Source organism: Endozoicomonas sp. ONNA1, assembly GCF_024606325.1.
GTDB lineage: Bacteria > Pseudomonadota > Gammaproteobacteria > Pseudomonadales > Endozoicomonadaceae > Endozoicomonas_A.
On sequence record NZ_JAHHPN010000744.1, the window covers coordinates 1 to 15288 of the forward strand.

Consider the following 15288-nt stretch of genomic DNA (forward strand, 5'->3'; position numbering starts at 1 on the left):
TCGATGGCGGCCTCAAGTGCCTGCTCATTGGTTTGGCTGACCATAATCATCTCTCAATTGACACTGGAACCTTAGGGGTTACACTTCAGCTATGATAATCAGTTTTCTGCACAAAGGGTTGGAGCGGTTCTATCGTACCGGTAAAACCTCTGGAATACAGGCGCAACATGCCAGAAAATTACAGCGCCTTCTCACCAACCTGGAAGAATTGGAGCATATTTCTGAAATGGATTTTCCCGGCTACCGTCTGCACCAGCTAAAAGGAGAACGGCAGGGTATCTGGTCGGTCACCGTCAGTGGCAACTGGCGAGTTACCTTCCGACTGACTCAGGCCGGTGTCGAAATAGTTAACTATGAGGATTACCACTGATGCCAATGTACAACCCCGCTCACCCCGGTGAAATTCTGGGTGAAGATCTGCTGAAGCCGCTTGGACTTTCTGTTACCCAAGCGGCTGAACACCTGCACGTCAGCCGGAAGACCCTGTCCAAAATCATCAACGGCAGGGGGGCGATTACCGCAGAAATGGCGTTGCGTTTGGAAAAAGTGTTTGGCAAACCCTCTGCCGTCCATTGGCTGCGGATACAAAATGCCTATGACCTTTGGCATCTCAAGCAAAGGGAGCTGGGCATCACTCCCTACCAATCGGACGCGGCCTGACGCCCTCAGGTCACCTTGATTTTGTCGGTTACGGCGCTGTTGATCAGGGTGGCTTTGTACTCTTTTAGTCGTTCAATTTGTTGCTGGTGGAAGGTGATGGCTTTGTTGATCAGGGTGGTTTTGCGATCCAGAAAGGCGGCTATGGTAGATATATAATGGTCACCATTAAGATAAGTATCGTCGTTATCGGTGCCTGATACCGATAAGAGCTTTTTTCAGAGCTGCATCTCGACGCGTATGACCTATCCTTGAAATGTCCCGGCAGAGGCTGTGGTGTTGTCATCCACTGCTTGATTGTCGGTCACAGGGTTGCCACCGTCATTCATATCGGTGAGGTGCTGGCTTTCAAAGGGTTTTACATTGTTGTTATTAATGGTCATGTAAATTCATTATCGGTATCGGGGGAGTCTATCTATGAGAAGAGTTAATTATTTTTTTCTAGTGCAACTATTTGTAATAACAGTATTGTTCATGCCGAAAATTGCCAGTAGTTACCAAAAAGAAGATTTTGATTTTTTACGTCGCAATAACACCAATGATATCCTTTTTAATTCAGGTGGTGAGCTGGCCAAAAGCTACTCCTTTTTTTTTATCTACCATTCTAAAATTTGAAGTGAACTATTGGTCTTTAAGTCTGATCAGGTATAAATTATATCCCCAATCACCGTTAAATCGAAACTCTCGCGAGTTAATTGAGATGGCATCGTTGATGACAGTTGGTTCAATTGCCCTCAAAGAAACCTACAGCTCATGGCCAAAACAACCAGTTTTGGAAAGACTTTTATCAACGAGTGGTATTCTATCCACTGTCATATGGGGAACAGCGATCATTGAAAGAGAGATAACCGTAGAATCCCTGATTTTTCTGCATCTTATTGTTCAAGCTATGACGGGTACCATAATAGATATGTTGTCTAAATTTACTATTGATATCGCTAATATTAAAATAGAGAATATTTGTGCTCATTATGAATTTTTTGAAGTGTTTCTTAAGTTGATGTCAATCAACGTCTTGTTAGGGCTCAATGTATATGAATTTTTGAAATTCAATAATCCTGATGCTTTTAAAAGAACTTTAAGTTGTATTGCTTTCTTATCAATTTTATATGTGTCTACCCACACAATATCTGACTCTATCTTTGCTTCATCTACTCTTCTTTACAACTTTAACAAAGCTTTCCTGACAAGTAACTTATCAATTGCCTTGGTTGTAGTCGTAATCACATTCGATGTTGCACTCGAATATAGAGTCATAACCCAAAACGAAAGCGTGGAAATCGGATGCTCAGCCTTCTTGGGTGCTTTTGCCGGAAACATAATCGGAGCATTGAGCAGAGGCGCTTTCTTTTTTGAAGCCGCTAATGAGCTAGACACAAGCGAAACCGCACTGAGTCTTCGAGCCATAATCGGGATGGGAGTCCTGGTCGGCGTATCCGCAATGCTCATCATGGGTGGAGCTCTGGCTGTATCCATCAACGGATTAGTGTCAACAGATGGCAATGAAAACGCCCACTCAGTTACAGTACTGAAAATAGGGCTGGTCGCATCGCTGTTCGCCCTGATCAATAGCTATGCCAAATTTGTTGATAATGGCACTCCAGTAGACGAAACATTGAGTAAAATAGGTTGGGGTCATTGGACGCGCCCTTATTTAACACTCCATCAAATATATGATTATCTGATTCAGATGACCTATCCTCTGGAGCCTGACTGGGAATAGCGTCCTCGCTTCGGGGTTGTCTGGACGGGGTCGCCTGGATGGACACTATTCTCAGTCAGCCACCCAGGATAAGCATCGTTGCTATAGGTGCTGGCACTGACAAAGGCTCATCATAAAGCTGCATCTGCAACCCTACGGTCTATCCTTGAAATATCCCGGCAGAGGCTGTTGATGTCATTCATTACTTAACTGCCGGTTAAACGGCCAACACCGTCATTTACATAGGTGAGGTGCTGGCTTTCAAAGTGTTTTGCATCGGTACTGGTGATTATGTAAATTCATTGCCGGTATCGAGGGAATCCATCTATGAGAAGAGTTAATTGTTTTTTTCTGGTGCAACTATTAGTGATAATAATGCTGTTCTTGCCGAGAATTGCTAGCAGTTATCAAAAAGAAGATTTTGATTTTCTACGGCGCAATAACACCAACGATATCCTTTTTAATTCAGGTGATGAGCTGGCCAAAAGCTACTCCTTTTTTTTTATCTACCATTCTGAAGTTTGAAGTGAACTATTGGTCTTTAAGTCTGATCAGGTATAAATTACATCCCCGGTTACCGTTAACCGAAAACTCCCGCGAGTTACTTGAGATAACATCGTTGATGACAGTTGGTTCAATTGTCTTCAAAGAAACCTACAGTTCATGGCCAAAAAAACCGGTTTTGGAAAGAATTTTATCAACGAGTGGACTTCTATCCAATGTCTTGTGTGGATTATCGATCAGTGATGGAGAAATAGCCATAGAGTCCGTGATTTTTCTGCATCTTATCGTTAAATCTATGACAGGTACCATAATAGATGTACTGTCTAAATTTACTATTGATATCGCTAACATTAAAACAGAGGGTGTTTATGTCGATTATGAATTTTTTGAAGTGTTTACTAAGTTGACGTCAATCAACGCCTTTTTAGGACTCAGTGTATATGGATTTTTGAAATTCAATAGCCTTGATATTTTTAAAAGAACTTTAAGTTGTATTACTTTCTTATCAATTTTATATATCTCTACCCGCATTATATCTGACCTTATTATTTTTGCTCCATCTACTCTTTTTCATGGATTTAACAAAGCTTTACTTGCAAGTAACTTATCGATTGCCTTAGTCGTAGTCTTAATCGCATTCGATGTTGCATTCGAATATGTAGCCATGATTCTAAACGAAAGCATGGCAATCGGAAGTGCATTCTCATTAGGAGCTTTATTCGGAAACTTTATCGGAGTAGTAAGTAGAGCCACTTTCGTTGTCAAAGCCGTTCAGCTAAAAACCACCGAAACCGAACTGAGCGCCAGAGCCGCTATCGGGACGGGAGTCTTGATTAGCACATCCGTAATGCTCATCATGGGTGGAATTCTGACCGTTGCCAGCAAAGGATTAATTCTAACAGATGCCAATGGCAGCACCCACTCAGGCAGGATGCTTAAAGTGGGGTTAGTCGCATCTTTATTCGCCTTGGCTAATAGCTATGCCAGATTTGTTGATAATGGGACTCCAGTAGACGAAACATTAAGTAAAACAGGTTGGGATCATTGGACGCGCCCTTACTCAACACTCCATCAAATATATGATTATCTGAATCAGAAGATTTATCCAATAGACAATTAACGCAGGTTCAACAGTCTGAATTTTGGTCGGTGCAGGATGATTCAGCTTTTCCGGGTAGAGCTTTTGTGTTTGGAATATCAGGCAATCATGTGGATTGACTCAAAAGTTCAGAAAAAAGTGTGCATAAACGGAAATTACATATTGTTATTGTTGCTTTGTAGTCCGTTGGTTGCAGGTCTGAACGTTAAACAGCTTAATGCGGTTAAACCCTTTGACAGAGACTTTTCTTGCCCCTATTATTGCGCGCTTATGACAACCAACCCGTGAACCCCGTGACTCATGGCTATCGGACAATTACCCAAAGCCTTTGATCCGCGTAAATTCGCGCGTCAAGGCAGGCAGTTTCAAGGCTCCCTGGCATTGAGTCAGTTTAGTCGGCTGGTAGACAGTCTGGTTGATGACAGGGGCGAAGTTCAGGTTGATCTTCGCTTTTCATTGAGTGAAAACAACCGGGTTGTGCTGGAAGGGCATGTTGAGGCAGAACTGAGCATGATCTGCCAGCGCTGTCTGGATGTGGCCAGGCTGCCTGTGCGAGCTGATCTCCATTTGATGGGGGTGCTGACCGACGAGCAGGCCAAAGCCCTGCCGGAAGACTTTGAACCGTTGATGTACGGTGATGAACCGGTAGAATTATTGCCTATTCTCGAGGAAGAGCTGATTCTGGCACTTCCGCTGGTGGCCTATCATCCGCCTGAGGACTGTTCAGCTCAGCAATACTTTACTACTGAGTCTGAAGAAGAGGCTCAGGCTGCTGCCATTGAGGCAGATGAAGAGCGCAAGAACAGTAACCCTTTCAGCGTTCTGGCCAAATTGAAAACAGATACTACGACCCAGGAGAGTTGACACATGGCTGTTCAGCAAAACCGTAAAACCCGTTCCAAGCGTAATATGCGCCGTTCCCACGATAGTCTGACTTCTGCTCAGCTGTCTGTGGAGGTAGCTTCCGGCGAAACTCATCGTCGTCACCACGTTTCTGCTGAAGGTTTCTACCGTGGCAAGAAAGTGGTTGAAACCGGCGAAGACTAAGTTCTCAGGTATGCTTGCCCTAAGGAATGAGTACAGTGATTGCTTTGCTGTCTCCCGGAGGCATGAAATAAAATGACATCAGGTGCAAACGCTGGTTCACAACTAACGGTTGCGCTTGATGTAATGAGCGGGGACGATGGTCCCCGTTCTCGTATACGGGCGGCTCTCAGAGCGCTCGAGCATTATTCTTCTCTTCATCTTCTGCTTGTCGGTGACAGGCAGCTCATTGAAGATTATCTTTCCGATACCGACTTCTCTGATCGGTCGCGCTTTACCCTGATTCACGCTGAAAAAACCGTTACCATGCACGACAAGCCTTCACTGGCACTCCGTGGAAAAAAAGATTCCTCGATGTGGAAAGTACTTGAGCTGGTCTCGAAGAGTACGGCGCAAGCCTGTGTAAGTGCAGGTAATACCGGAGCTCTCATGGCGATGGGGCGTTATGTACTAAAAACCTTTGCTGGTATTGATCGTCCGGCCATAGCGGCTTCTGTGCCTACGTACGATGGCAGTGCCCTGTTGATGGATATGGGGGCGAATGTTGATTGTACATCGATGCATCTCTACCAGTTTGCCATTATGGGGGCTCAGTTGGCTTCATCGGTGTACGGTGTAGAATCCCCGAAAGTGGCTCTGCTGAATATTGGTACCGAAGAAATGAAGGGGAATGAGCAGGTCAGGCTGGCTCATCATCTGCTCCTGGAAAAGCTTGAGGTACAGCAGGGGCTGGATTATATCGGCTTTGTAGAAGGGCATGATATTGTCAGTGGTCGGGCTGATGTGATTGTCTGCGATGGCTTTGTTGGTAATGTGGCCCTAAAAACGGGAGAGGGGGTTGCGAACTTGATGCGTAGTGGCTTGAGGTCTGTTTTTCGGCGTTCTCTGTTGAACAAGTTTCTTTATTTTTTGATTTCACCGCTGCTGAAAGAATTTAATCGCAAGGTTGATCCGGTGTTGCATAATGGAGCGAGTTTGCTTGGTTTGCAGGGGGTTGTGATCAAGAGTCACGGAGGGGCCGATGAAGAGGGTTTTTATCGGGCCATTTGTCAGGCGGTGAAGGAGGCGCAAAATGACGTTCCCGCCAGAATCGCTCAAGAGGTTGAAGAGCGGTTGCTCTAACAAAACCGGGCTGTCTGGCTATCCTTTCCATATACCATTAATGACCTCGTTGTCTGGTCAGGTCATTCCGGTCTCTGAGGGAAATCAGGCAACCCGACAGAAGTCGTATGTGGTGATGTTAGTTATTTGCCCGGTGTTGTTGTTTTGCTAATTCTGTCATGTTCTAAAGCTGTTGTGTCCTTCATTAATGGTTCAACAACACCTATGAAACATAAAGCGGCCATGATGCCACCGATAATCGGGCCCAGGACATACACCGTCAAAAAACCATAATGATTATCAGGAAACGCCGCGCTCGCCCAGCCGAACATCGACGCCAGCAGTCGGGGGGATAAATCTCTGGCCGGGTTGAGTCCCGCCTGGGTCAGAGGCGCAATAATTGAAATAATGGCGGTAACCGTTAAACCGATAAACAATGGGGTCAATGCCTGATCCGGTCGCCCGGTGTTGCAGGTTTCGGTCAGGGCCAGAATCATAAAGACCAGGGTGAATGTGCCGGTGCACTCGGCAAAAAAAGCATTGGCCGTGGAAACTGAGGCGATCTGTCCTGCCATCGGATTGGGGTAATACTCACCAAACATCATTGCACTTGCTATGGATGATTCGTTGCCGCGGATAATGCCATGGACTAGCTCATACTGCATGATTGAGCTGGAGAAGAGCAGGTAAACCAGGGCGGCGGCCACAAATGCACCGGCAAACTGGGCTGCGAGGTAGCAGGGTAGTAATGTTGCAGGCATCCGACGACTGACCACCATAGCAATGCTCACTGCTGGATTGAGGTGAGCACAGGAAAGGCGTCGGGTGGCGTAAATTGCCAGTGTTACTGCCAGACCCCAGACCATAGCTACCTGGAAGAGTCCGGCATGGGCAGAAAACAATACTGTTACTGCCACTGAGCCACAGCCAAATAAAACCAGGATAAAGGTGCCTATGAACTCTCCGGCAAAGCCCTTCAGATATTTCATTCCAGTCATTCTCCTGATGATTTATGTCTGGTCATCCGATGCATATGCAAACAGTTAAGCTTCTCTGAACCAATCTAAAGGACGCAATGATCTGGGCGACGGGGTGGTTTCCGGATGTTGATTGAACTTCCCGGGTGCAAAGAAAGGTCTACAAGAATCAGAAAGAAGGTAGTTCACAGGCTTGCTCTGCGCAAGCCCTGCACCCATCTCTCTGTCTGGTTTGGTGGAGGTCTCGCGTTTGAAGCTATGTCATGGCTTTATACCTTTGCGTTCATAGTTGTTTCAGTTGGAAACATAAATTTACCAACCTTGGGTTCGACTTTTTCTATAATTGCCTGGATTTTTCGGGAGAAGTGAATAGCTATAAAAGGCAGGCTTCTCTCAACGATTGGCTATATCAGGACTAGACCCAAAGCAATGACGGATTTACTTGCATTTGTTTTTCCGGGGCAGGGATCCCAGTCGGTGGGCATGCTTGCAGACCATATCGACCATCCCGTTGTCGTTCAGGCCTTCACTGAAGCTGCTGAGGTGCTTGGGTTTGATTTGCTCAAGTTGACCATTGCAGGGCCGGGGGAAGAACTCAATAAGACGGAAAATACCCAGCCAGCAGTGCTCACCGCCAGCGTGGCGTTGTGGCGTCTCTGGCTTGAGAAGGATGGTGAGCAGCCTGCCTTTATGGCGGGTCACAGTCTGGGTGAGTACTCGGCACTTGTGTGCTCGGGGGCGATGAAGTTTTCTGATGCCGTACGGGTGGTTCGCCAGCGTGGTCTCTTCATGCAAGAGGCTGTTCCCGCAGGTAGTGGTGCCATGGCTGCCATTCTCGGTCTTGACGATCAGCAGGTGATCTCACTCTGTCTGGATGCTGCCCGGGGAGATGTGGTTGAAGCGGTTAACTTTAACTCGCCCGGTCAGGTTGTTATTGCCGGTGAAAAAGAAGCAGTGGCCCGTGCGGTTGAGCTGGCTGAAGAGGCAGGTGCCAGAAAAGCGATGCCCTTACCTGTGAGTGTGCCTTCTCACTGTGCGCTGATGAAGTCGGCGGCAGAGAAACTGGCTGTTGAGCTGGGGCTTATCGAGTTTAGTGAGCCTTCGATCACAGTGATACAAAATGTTACTGCAGAGCCATGTTCAGAGCCGGAAAAAATTCGTGAAAACCTGGTCAGACAGCTTTATAGTCCTGTTCGCTGGGTAGAGACGATTCAGTATCTGAATGAAGCAGGGGTAGCCCGGTTTGCTGAGTGTGGGCCTGGCAAGGTACTTGCGGGTCTGAACAAGCGGATCATTCGCAGGTCGCCAATAGCAACTCTTGAATCGGCATCCTCTTTCGAGGAATGGTCAGGTCAGTATTAAGCGATAAAGCAGCTTTTAATCGTGACTATTGAAAGTGCTTTTGCAGAAGAACAACAGGATAGAACTATGTCGAACCTTGAAGGCAAGGTAGCTCTGGTTACTGGTTCCAGTCGTGGAATTGGCAAGGCTATTGCCGTTGATCTGGGCAAGCAGGGGGCTGTTGTAGTGGGTACTGCTACTTCACAGTCGGGCGCTGAAAGAATCACTGAAATGCTGCAGGCGGAAGGAATAAAAGGCTGTGGTATGGTATTGAACGTCTCTGTGGCTGGCAATTGTTCTGAAGTGGTCAAATCCGTGACATCTGAATTTGGCGCCCCCCGGATTCTGGTGAACAATGCTGGTATTACCCGTGACAACATACTGATGAGAATGAAGGATGATGAATGGGATGCTGTCATTAATACCAACCTGAGTTCTATATACAGAATGAGTAAGGCAGTGTTGAGAGGTATGACCAAGGCTCGCTGGGGGCGCATTATCAATATCAGCTCCGTGGTCGGCTCCATGGGCAATCAGGGGCAATCGAATTATGCGGCGGCCAAGGCGGGTATAGAAGGCTTCAGTCGCTCTCTTGCCAGAGAGGTTGGCTCCCGTCAGATCTCTGTGAATACAGTGGCACCAGGCTTTATCGATACCGATATGACCCGTGAGTTACCGGAAGAACACAGAACCTTTTTGCAGTCACAGGTGCCAATGGCCCGTCTCGGACAGCCCGAAGAAATTTCTGGAGTGGTGGCTTTTCTGGCCAGTGATGCAGCCGGTTACATTACCGGAGAAACCATTCACGTGAATGGCGGGATGTACATGGGTTAGAGGTCGTGCAATGTTATTGGCACTTGATACGTGTCAAAAACCCTCTGATTAAAGATGAAATTTTCGGTAATATAATGGGCCTGTCCTTGAAATTACCGCAAGCGTTTATATATAGTAATTGACCGCAGATAGGGTGGTCTTCAAATCGCCCTTCTGCACCCGAATATCCATAGGAGCACAACCAGGTATGAGTACCATTGAAGAGCGCGTCAAAAAGATCGTTTGCGAACAGCTTGGCGTAAAAGCAGAGGAAGTCACCAACAGTGCGTCATTCGTAGAGGACCTCGGCGCGGACTCTCTGGACACCGTTGAGCTGGTAATGGCTCTGGAAGAAGAGTTTGAAACTGAGATTCCAGACGAAGAAGCTGAAAAGATCACCACAGTTCAGGAAGCAATCGACTACGTTGTTGCTCATTCCTGATTCTGTCCGGGCTGCATGCGAATAGCTGTATCCTGAAAAAGCCGTACGCAGTAAATTGCGTGCGGCTTTTGTATTTTTACTGTGAGAAACATGGTCGGGACATAACACACTCACATAAAGATTAATGTCATCATTTTTACATGATCATTTAGCATGATTTTTTGTAAACCTGTGGCCATAACTATTTTATGACTCGTGAGACGGCTGAGCTTCATGATTAATTATCAGCGCCCCTGAGGCCCGGGCACAAAAAATAAAGTCAGAAGATCTGATGCAGGAGTGAATTGTTTTGTCGCATAGAAGAGTAGTGGTAACCGGGCTAGGGGCTTTATCTCCGGTAGGTCTGGGAGTTGATCAGAGCTGGCAGTCTGTACTGGCTGGTCGCAGTGGTGTTGAAACTATCGATCATCTGGATGCTGAGAAATTCAGTGTCAGTATCTGTGGGGTAGTAAAAGGCTTTGAGGCAGGTGACTACTTCAATCCTAAAGACGCCCGGAAAATGGATGTTTTTATCCAGTATGCACTGGCGGCTTCCATTGAGGCGATGAAAGATGCGGGGCTGGATGGGAGTGATTTGCTGAGAGGCGATAATGTCGGTCGCTATGGTGTTGTCATTGGTTCCGGTATTGGTGGCATAACGTCTATTGAGCAAAACTATGATACGCTTCATAAATGCGGTCCTCGTCGTATATCACCCTTCTTCATACCGGCGGCAATCATCAATATGGCGGCTGGCTGGTTGTCCATGCACTACAATCTGCAGGGGCCTAACTTTGCAACTTCTACTGCCTGTGCAACGGGCAGTCATGCTCTGGCCCTGGCCGCCAGAACCATTGCCTACGGTGATGCTGACGTTATGGTCGCCGGTGGTGCCGAAAAAGCCTCTTCGGCACTGGGTATGACCGGATTTGCCGCGGCCAGAGCCCTGTCTACAAGAAATGATCAGCCTGAAGCCGCCAGCCGTCCCTGGGATAAAGATCGGGATGGCTTTGTGCTGGGTGATGGTGCTGGTGTCATGGTTTTGGAAGAGTACGAGCATGCTGTACGACGTGGTGCCACTATTTATGCAGAACTCAGTGGTGTAGGCATGAGTGGTGATGCTTATCACATGACATCACCACCTGAAGATGGTCGCGGAGCGGCCAGAGCTATGCAGTCAGCGTTGGATGACGCTGGCCTTAAGGCAGAACAGGTGGCCTATATTAATGCCCACGGTACCTCTACGCCTGCCGGTGATATTGCTGAAACCAAAGCGGTGCACAGGGTTTTTGGTCATGCTGCCAGACAGGTTGCAGTCAGCTCTACCAAATCCATGACAGGTCATTTGTTGGGGGCGGCCGGGTCGCTGGAGGCCGTGTTTGCTGTAAAATCGCTGCAAAATAATATCGCGCCTCCCACGATTAATCTGGAAAATCCGGGTGAAGGCTGTGATCTGGATTATGTGCCCGGAAGAGCCAGGTCCATTGAGATGGAGCATGTGCTCTCCAACTCATTCGGGTTTGGGGGAACCAATGTGACTCTGGCTTTCTCGAGACTGGATTAGAAACTTTGGATAATCGTCATCCCGCCAGCTGGGTCAATGGTGAGCCAGCTTCTGAAGTATTGATCAGTGACAGAGGTCTGGCATACGGCGATGGTGTTTTTGAAACCATCCGTGTTCAGGCCGGTGCCCCCACTCTTTTTGATCTTCATTGCAAAAGGCTTTGTTCCGGTATGGCTGTATTGGGTATTCCTTTTGATCTGGAGGCGTTCAAAAATGAAGTCAGTGACTTTTTGCAAACGCAAAATCTGAAGGAAGGGGTGCTCAAAGCCATTGTGACCCGTGGCACTGGCGGTCGCGGATATAACCCACAGGGTTGTGACAGACCTTGCCGAATTCTCTCTTTTCATTCTTTGCCGGTCTATCCTGGTAACCCGGCGATCAGGGGCGTCAGGCTACATCAATGTAACACCAGGCTCGGTGATAATGCCTTCGCCGGATTAAAACATCTTAATCGTCTCGAGAATGTCATGGCACGCTCTGAATGGCAGGGTACCGATTGTCTGGAAGGTTTGTTACTGGGTATGGACGACAGGCTTGTAGAGGGAACCATGAGTAATTTATTCCTGGTATCCGGCAAAACCCTGAGGACACCGTGTCTTCGCAAATCAGGGGTCAAAGGAGTTTGCAGAGATCTGATTATGGGGCAGGCTCGTCAATGGGGTTTTCATGTGGAAACGGGTGATTATCATCTGAAAGATCTTGCCGGGGCCGATGAGGTATTTGTTTGTAACAGTGTTAACGGAGTTTGGCCGGTGATTGCCTGTGGCTGTTTGCACTGGTCAGTGGGTAGTGTGACCCGGACAGTCAGGGGTAGGGTTCAGGAAGTTTTGAATGCTTAAAAAGTTGTCATTTTCAGTGATGGGTCTCTGTCTTGCAGGATTGCTGGCAGCCGTTGTATGTTGGAAGGCGTTGGACTGGTACGGCGATCAGCCCGTAAATGAACCAGACACTGGAAGCAACCTGGAGTTTACTATTTCCCAGGGCGAGTCGATGACTCGAGTGGCAGACAGTCTGGCTGAGTCGGGCTGGCTTCAATACCCAAAGATCTTTGTGCTCCTGGCCAGAATAGAGAAAGCGGCCGGTGGCATTCATGCCGGGGATTATCTGATTCCGGCCGGGATCACCCATAGGGAATTGCTGAAGGTTTTTACTTCTGGCCAAGTGCGCTACTACAACGTGACGCTGGTTGAGGGCTACACGCTGAAAGAGGTAATAGCCATTTTAAATCAACACGAAAAACTGTCTTCACCTATGGATGAGAAGGCGCTGCAATCTCTCTATAAAAGTCTGGCCATAGAATTGAACCCTGAAGGTCTGTTTTACCCTGATACTTATTTCTTCCAGGCTGGTGCCTCGGTTGAATCCATACTCAGACGGGCTTACAACCGAATGGATTCAGTACTCGGTGAAGAATGGGAAAAGCGTGCTGAAGGACTCCCATACAAGAATCCCTACGAGGCACTGATTATGGCCTCTCTGGTAGAAAAAGAAACGGGTGTGGCTTACGAGCGTGGTGAAATTGCGGGTGTTTTTGTCAGACGTTTGCAAAAAGGTATGAGGCTACAAACTGATCCCACCGTGATTTATGGTCTGGGTGATCGCTATAAAGGGAATATCAGTCGACAAATGCTTCGGGGAGTCACACCGTACAACACGTACATTATCAAAGGATTACCTCCCACGCCTATCGCCATCGCTGGTCGGGAAGCCATTCATGCTGCTTTGCATCCGAAAGATGGTAAATCAATCTATTTTGTCGCGAAGGGTGATGGGACACATTATTTTTCAAAAACACTGGCAGAGCATAATCGAGCTGTCAGAAAGTATCAGATTGAACAGCGTCGTGAGGATTACCGATCGACTGTGGAGGCTCAATAATGGCTAATGCTCCCTCCGGCTTTTTCCTGACGATTGAAGGTGGTGAAGGTGCGGGTAAAACGACGGCGGTCGATTTTATTAAAAGTTGGATGACAAGCCATCGGCTGGCGTTTATTGAAACCCGGGAGCCGGGTGGTACCCGGGTTGCGGAACAGCTTCGTTCGCTGTTGCTGGGGCATCATGGTGAGCCGTTATCTGATATAACTGAATTGCTGATGATGTTTGCCGCTCGCTCGCAAAATATTTTTCATAATGTTCTGCCCGGGCTGGAAGCAGGAAAAATCGTACTTTGTGATCGTTTTACCGATGCCACCTATGCCTACCAAGGCGGTGGTCGAGGCCTTAATACGCAACCGGTTGAGGCTTTGGAGAATCTGGTACAGGGCTCTCTGCGTCCGGATATGACCATTCTGTTGGATGTTGATCCTGAAACAGGCATGGCCAGAGCCAAAGGGCGAGGTGGCAGGCTGGATCGGATTGAGCAGGAAAAAATGGACTTTTTTATCCGGGTTCGCAATGCCTATCTGGAAAGGGCGAAGCTGTTTCCAGAGCAGTTTGAAGTCATTGATGCCGGACAACCCCTTGAAAGTGTTCAACGGCAGTTGTTGGAAGTGCTCTCAAGAAGACTGGGAGAACGCTGATGAAAGACTGGAGCATTTTTCCCTGGCAAAACACTCAGTGGGAGCGAATGGTTCACTGCCAGCAGTCGGATAATTTGGCCCATGCCTATTTGCTCAGAGGTTTGCCGGGTACCGGAAAGCTCCAGTTTGCCAGAGCACTTTCAGCGTATCTGTTGTGCATGAATCCTCAGGCGACGGGTGCCTGTGGTCACTGCAAGGAGTGTGAGCTACTGAAGGCAGGCACGCATCCTGACTTGACACTGCTGGAGCCTGATGAGCCTGGCCGACCTATTCGAATTGATCGTATTCGAAAGTTGAACGAATTTGCCCATAAAACAGCCCAGCAGGGAGGGCGCAGGGTGATTATCCTGAGTCCGGCAGAAGCGATGAATGTCAATGCGGCCAATGCTTTGCTCAAATGTCTCGAAGAGCCGGGGGAAGATACCATTTTCCTGCTGGTTAGTGTCCGTTCTGGCGATATGCTGCCTACCATTCGCAGTCGTTGTCAGCAATTAAACTTTGCTGCACCGGAAAGAACAGAAGCGGAGCAGTGGTTAGCTTCACAACTGGAAGATTCGAGTCTGGTATCGCAATTGTTGGATCTCACGGCTAATTCGCCTTTGGAGGCTAAACGTTTTTCAGATCAGGGACTGCTAGAAAAAAGAGAAGCGCTGGCTGATGGTGTGAAAGGACTTTTCAAGGGGAAGCTAACCCCTGTGGAATTGGCTAAAAACTGGCAGTCAGAGGATTTGGCTCTGACGATTGGCTGGATAATGGGTTGGCTCGATGATGCCGTTAAGCTGGGTTTGGGTGGTGATCCGTCAGACCTTCGAAACCGAGATCAGTTGAAAATGCTCGAGTATCTGGCTCGAAAAAGTAATGCCAGAGACCTCCTGCAAGAGAGGGAGTGGTTGATATCGCAAAGACAATCCCTGCTGGAAGGGGGCAATCTTAATCCGCAGATATTAATGGAAGGTGTCTTCTGCCGCTGCCTTGAGTGGGTTTTGTAAATGATCCTGAGTGAGCGATGTCAGATAGAACAACTGGCATTACTCATCATTCAGAACAGGTTGATCAGGTCTTTTCTGCTCTCTCAAAAATCAAACCGTCATTTGATAAATTACTGCTCGTCACGACGGCGCTTGTTGGCGGCCTCTTCATCACGCTCTTTGTTCAGAACAGTCACCAACTGCTCAAGCTCAGCAAGAGCCAGGCGTCTGGATGAGTGATCAGGCTCAAGCACCATCAGCTCGATGTTGCGAGCACCAGATTCGACAGCTTCCAGCAGTCCCTTCAGTGCGACTTTAATAGTGTCATCGCGGCTCATATCATCCTTGTATTCTCTCTCCAGCAGCTCCAACACAGCCTTACTCTTCCTTCCGACAGAACAGGCTTTCCAGCTGACGCATACCCCGGAGGGCTCAGTCTGCCAGAGCTGAGGGGAGCCATCATTGTTGAATCCACCAATGATGCAGGCAACACCGTAAGGGCGACAACCTCCATGCTGAGTAGCTTTCTGCTGTACCTCGGCGACGCGACGGGCGATGCTGTTGATATTCATGGCGTC

Annotated in this window: 18 protein-coding genes; 15 read left to right on the plus strand and 3 right to left on the minus strand. The window is 47.9% G+C overall.

The features are described from left to right. Window positions 1-91: 91 nt before the first annotated feature. Both KDK19_RS17740 and KDK19_RS17745 read left to right on the plus strand, forming a co-directional pair. Entirely contained in the window at window positions 92-370 is a 279-nt protein-coding gene (locus tag KDK19_RS17740; RefSeq protein WP_257255603.1) for a type II toxin-antitoxin system RelE/ParE family toxin, read from the plus strand. Next, on the plus strand, window positions 370-660 hold the full coding sequence (locus tag KDK19_RS17745) for a HigA family addiction module antitoxin (protein ID WP_257255604.1): 291 nt from the start codon (window positions 370-372) through the stop codon (window positions 658-660). Before KDK19_RS17740 ends, KDK19_RS17745 begins: the two co-directional genes overlap by 1 nt. A gap of 242 nt (window positions 661-902) precedes the next feature. Here KDK19_RS17745 and KDK19_RS17750 read toward each other — a convergent pair whose 3' ends face one another. Then, entirely contained in the window at window positions 903-1040 is a 138-nt protein-coding gene (locus KDK19_RS17750; RefSeq protein ID WP_257288716.1) for a hypothetical protein, read from the minus strand. 101 nt (window positions 1041-1141) lie between these two features. Between KDK19_RS17750 and KDK19_RS17755 the strand changes: the two genes are divergently transcribed. The 5 genes from KDK19_RS17755 to plsX all read left to right on the plus strand — a co-directional run bounded on the left by KDK19_RS17755 (window position 1142) and on the right by plsX (window position 6128). Then, window positions 1142-2380, plus strand: a complete 1239-nt coding sequence (locus KDK19_RS17755) for a hypothetical protein (protein WP_257292497.1) — start codon at window positions 1142-1144, stop codon at window positions 2378-2380. Window positions 2381-2780: 400 nt separating this feature from the next. Beyond that, entirely contained in the window at window positions 2781-3983 is a 1203-nt protein-coding gene (locus KDK19_RS17760) for a hypothetical protein (protein WP_257292498.1), read from the plus strand. A gap of 279 nt (window positions 3984-4262) precedes the next feature. Then, the gene (locus KDK19_RS17765; RefSeq protein ID WP_257252593.1) at window positions 4263-4826 is read left to right on the plus strand and encodes a YceD family protein; all 564 of its coding nucleotides are present in this window, start codon (window positions 4263-4265) and stop codon (window positions 4824-4826) included. 3 nt (window positions 4827-4829) lie between these two features. After that, window positions 4830-5009 (plus strand): 50S ribosomal protein L32, encoded by a 180-nt coding sequence (gene rpmF / locus KDK19_RS17770; RefSeq protein ID WP_257252594.1) that lies wholly within the window; start codon window positions 4830-4832, stop codon window positions 5007-5009. A 72-nt stretch (window positions 5010-5081) separates the two neighbouring features. Beyond that, window positions 5082-6128, plus strand: a complete 1047-nt coding sequence (gene plsX, locus KDK19_RS17775; RefSeq protein WP_257252595.1) for a phosphate acyltransferase PlsX — start codon at window positions 5082-5084, stop codon at window positions 6126-6128. 122 nt (window positions 6129-6250) lie between these two features. On the opposite strand, the gene KDK19_RS17780 is transcribed toward plsX, so the two are convergent. Further along, complete coding sequence (locus KDK19_RS17780; RefSeq protein WP_257252597.1) at window positions 6251-7096, minus strand: MIP/aquaporin family protein; 846 nt, start codon at window positions 7094-7096, stop codon at window positions 6251-6253. A 417-nt stretch (window positions 7097-7513) separates the two neighbouring features. Here KDK19_RS17780 and fabD point away from each other — a divergent pair, with 417 nt between their 5' ends. The 8 genes from fabD (at window position 7514) to KDK19_RS17820 (ending at window position 14731) form a co-directional block, all read left to right on the plus strand. After that, entirely contained in the window at window positions 7514-8446 is a 933-nt protein-coding gene (gene fabD / locus KDK19_RS17785; protein ID WP_257287507.1) for an ACP S-malonyltransferase, read from the plus strand. A gap of 66 nt (window positions 8447-8512) precedes the next feature. Beyond that, complete coding sequence (gene fabG / locus KDK19_RS17790) at window positions 8513-9259, plus strand: 3-oxoacyl-ACP reductase FabG (protein WP_257252599.1); 747 nt, start codon at window positions 8513-8515, stop codon at window positions 9257-9259. Window positions 9260-9446: 187 nt separating this feature from the next. After that, a complete protein-coding gene (gene acpP / locus KDK19_RS17795) occupies window positions 9447-9680 on the plus strand; it encodes an acyl carrier protein (protein ID WP_034842413.1) in 234 nt (77 codons plus the stop codon). Between the two features lie 289 nt (window positions 9681-9969). Then, the gene (fabF, locus tag KDK19_RS17800; RefSeq protein ID WP_257292499.1) at window positions 9970-11223 is read left to right on the plus strand and encodes a beta-ketoacyl-ACP synthase II; all 1254 of its coding nucleotides are present in this window, start codon (window positions 9970-9972) and stop codon (window positions 11221-11223) included. A 5-nt stretch (window positions 11224-11228) separates the two neighbouring features. Then, complete coding sequence (gene pabC, locus KDK19_RS17805; protein WP_257292500.1) at window positions 11229-12062, plus strand: aminodeoxychorismate lyase; 834 nt, start codon at window positions 11229-11231, stop codon at window positions 12060-12062. Then, entirely contained in the window at window positions 12055-13101 is a 1047-nt protein-coding gene (gene mltG / locus KDK19_RS17810) for an endolytic transglycosylase MltG (protein ID WP_257252603.1), read from the plus strand. Before pabC ends, mltG begins: the two co-directional genes overlap by 8 nt. Then, entirely contained in the window at window positions 13101-13742 is a 642-nt protein-coding gene (gene tmk, locus KDK19_RS17815) for a dTMP kinase (protein WP_257252605.1), read from the plus strand. The genes mltG and tmk overlap by 1 nt, the downstream gene beginning before the upstream one ends. Continuing rightward, window positions 13742-14731 (plus strand): DNA polymerase III subunit delta', encoded by a 990-nt coding sequence (locus KDK19_RS17820; protein WP_257287509.1) that lies wholly within the window; start codon window positions 13742-13744, stop codon window positions 14729-14731. Before tmk ends, KDK19_RS17820 begins: the two co-directional genes overlap by 1 nt. A 110-nt stretch (window positions 14732-14841) precedes the next feature. Here KDK19_RS17820 and KDK19_RS17825 read toward each other — a convergent pair. Then, a partial coding sequence (locus tag KDK19_RS17825) for a hypothetical protein (protein ID WP_257292501.1) occupies window positions 14842-15288 on the minus strand: 447 nt, incomplete at its 5' end.